The sequence below is a fragment of the Bacteroidales bacterium genome (genome assembly GCA_021157585.1).
Taxonomy (GTDB): domain Bacteria; phylum Bacteroidota; class Bacteroidia; order Bacteroidales; family UBA12170; genus UBA12170.
Map to the genome: position 1 here is coordinate 1 of JAGGWH010000140.1, position 3,197 is coordinate 3,197.

At 33.5% G+C, this 3,197-nt stretch carries 3 protein-coding genes; 1 reads left to right on the forward strand and 2 read right to left on the reverse strand.

Going from position 1 to position 3,197, the window contains the following annotated elements; genetic code table 11:
* Positions 1-868: 868 nt before the first annotated feature.
* Both J7K39_09665 and J7K39_09670 read right to left on the reverse strand, forming a co-directional pair.
* Positions 869-2,140 (reverse strand): ISAs1 family transposase, encoded by a 1,272-nt coding sequence (locus tag J7K39_09665; GenBank protein MCD6180155.1) that lies wholly within the window; start codon positions 2,138-2,140, stop codon positions 869-871.
* Between the two features lie 11 nt (positions 2,141-2,151).
* Entirely contained in the window at positions 2,152-2,787 is a 636-nt protein-coding gene (locus tag J7K39_09670; GenBank protein ID MCD6180156.1) for a hypothetical protein, read from the reverse strand.
* A 243-nt stretch (positions 2,788-3,030) separates the two neighbouring features.
* Here J7K39_09670 and J7K39_09675 point away from each other — a divergent pair.
* On the forward strand, positions 3,031-3,197 hold a 167-nt coding region (locus J7K39_09675), incomplete at its 3' end, for a helix-turn-helix domain-containing protein (GenBank protein ID MCD6180157.1).

A 3,197-nucleotide genomic window follows, 5' to 3' on the forward strand; every position in this document is an offset into this window, starting at 1 on the left:
TGAATCTGCTTCATGTTCACTATGAATACAAAATGATTATTGTTGTCCACATCCCACATCATTATCAGTACTATGACCAAAACACATATTTTTTTCAGGAAAATATTCACCGATTTATCTCACACCTTCGCTCTCACTATCATGAGTAATGAAGCTTAGCCTGCAATAAAAAGTCAATAGTAAAAGAAGATATTCTTGTAAAAAGGTTTATGTAGAAAATAAGACATCACAAAGAGAGCAAAGAACATCGTTGGGTGGGAGACTTCTCGGCTTTTGTTTTAAATCGTTTTACCCTACTAACCCTCAGAGTTTCTTTTCTCTTTTCACCAGATATAAATTCTGAAATTTTCTCCTACTTAGCAGACTTTAGTCGGTAATACATAATAATTATAGAAGTCTTCAAATATGGATACACTAAAAATACAATCAACATCATTGTCGAGTTTCTTAAAATAATATATAGAATTTTATACTGAACCTTGACCTGAGACACAGGATTAAAAACTAAGTTATAATAGAATTATGGAAAAACGAAATAAGTACAGCCCAGAATTTAAAACGAATCTAGTTATATAAGCTCTCAGGGAAGAAAGAACAATCAGCCAGATTGCAACGGAAAACAAGATAGCTCCGGTAGTGTAATCTACTTGGAATGAACCGAACCAGTGTGTACAAGAAAGAAGTGCCCAAGAAACTCTATCCCATCCAATATGAATATAGCCTAGGACAAACGCATCAATGTTAAATTAGAACAATAAAAAAACCAGAAACTATGTGCATTTAGTGCAAGATTGGTTACTGGAATTTTTGGATGAAATTTGTAGTAATTTAATAAAACCCTCGATATTAAAGGCTTTATCATTAGTATTTACTTTTTCTTCATTTCTAAAGCATTAAATATTGCATCGGTGTCAAAATAAGAGAGAAATTCAGCGAGCGTATCTTCATATTCCCAAGCAAATTCTTTGCGTATTACACGTATACTTTTGTTTCCCATGACAGGTTGAGCAAGTTTGCAAAGAGAAAGGGCCATTTTGTTAATCAAGCTGAAGTTGTTAAAAGCTTTTTTATCAATAGTTGTATTCATGTCTTCCATAAAACTGTAGTCAAGATGCCAATGAAGATTATTTTCAATACCCCAATGCCCACGAATGGCTTGAGCAGAAATTTCAACATCTTTTAAGCTAGTTATGTAGTATCGTGTTTCAGTTGATTCTGAGCCATTGATTACATCACAAGTGTATTTCTCATAACAGATGAAGTTGCGTAAATTCTGCCATTCAACCACTCCATTAAAACGATGGTGGGCTTTAGCTAGATAGAAACGTCGAACTTCCAACTTGTTATGAGATTTTTCCGAGGTAGTATAATATGCATCTGTATTACGGATTGATGTCAGTATCTCAGGTGTAAATATGCTTTCTGCTTCTTGCTTAAGGACTCCTTGATTTCCTTTTAAACCACCTACATAATCACCTTTTTGTTGTATGATAGTATTGATCGTTTTCCTTTGTGTATGCAATGCGTCAAAGGTTACGATGCATTTCTTTAAATTCATTGATTTTAAAATTTCCTGAGCAACAGGGATTTCGTTCGTTTTTTTATTGATTACCTTTGAATAGAGACATATTTCGTTGGAAGCATCATAGACGTGAAGCGTCTGTAAATTACGTATTTTTTCATCATAATTGTATTTTCTACCGGTACCCCTTTGTTCCTTTCCATCAACACAGATTTGACGTAAGCCATCATCTTTGATGCCCAATGATTTTTTTATAGCAGCCAGATTTGCAAGAAGAAAGGCGATGGTTGCTTCTTGCAATTGATCCGTATCAATTAGAGAGAATACTCTGCGAAAGGTATCATGGGAAGGAACTCCGTTATTTAGTTTCATAAACTTTTTTAACCATCTTTTTTTCTTTTCAGCAAATAGTGCAATTTCAACCCAAGTTGATGCATTTCCTAGTACTGCAAGAAATGTAATTAAAATAATCTCTTCAAGAGGATAGTCAATCATACCGTTAAGCCTTGAATCATCTACTTTTTGAAATAATTTCAAAAAGCGTCGCAACACTTTTTTTGATGGAATTCCTCCGGTAGGAGGTAGTCCATTTGTAACAATAGCGTCTTTATACGCCATAATAAAGCGGTTTATTTTAGCCATAATGCATCCTCCCATATGATTGAATATTTGGTTGAAAGAGCTAGTAATGATTCAGAGATTTCGGAACGATACAGTTTTTTATTAATGCGAATGAGCGTAACAGAAGAACAATAAGCTTTTATTTTCAGAAAATCATCAGCATAATATTTTAAAACATTATCTTTAATCATTCGAACGCCACGTTCTACGCCTGTAATCTGTGCATCGGTGAATTGGTTAGTAATAATCAGATTACTAAAATGAAAAGATAAATAGGAACGCTTAAAAATTTCATTATCATAAAAACCGTAAATGTACTGGAGAATGGAACAGACATAAACTAAGTCGCCATTTTTTACAAAGGATTTCCGAAGACCTAAATGGATTTTGGTAGTACAACAGAGGATTGCATAAGAAAAACCAAATTCGTAAGTGATAACTGAATTTTCCACTTTATCTCTTGAAGGAATAAGCCCTTCATTTTCAGTAATTCGTCCAAGATAACCATCGCTTACTCTACGGACCTTATTAGTTCCTTTTATGCGTTCAGAATGAGCAGCATAAAGATAATATTTATCACCAACTTTATTTATATAAGTGCCTTTGCTCTTGTTTTTCAGAACCCAACCAGGATAATTTGACATAAAATTAATCCTTTCAAATGTATTACATACTATGTAATACATTATACCGCAAAAAAGGACTAAAATCCACTGTTTCAATATAGTCAATAGGTTTTAGTCAGAAATTGATGCGTTTATCCTACTCGACTTAAAATCGCAGGTTTAGTACCCTAAATGGCACCGTAATTACTGTAAAATATATATGAAAGTGTAGCTAATACATAAATTAGCTGCTACGGGAACAAATAATGCCCAGAAAGTGAAATGATTGAAATGCTGCAGAAAAAAGCCTTCAGATTCAGATTGTATCCGGCAAAAGAGCAAGTCGTATTGATTAATAAAACAATAGGCTGCTCGCGGTTTGTATACAATTACTTTCTTGATAAATGGAATACTGTATACAACATAACCAAAAAAGGACTTTCATATAA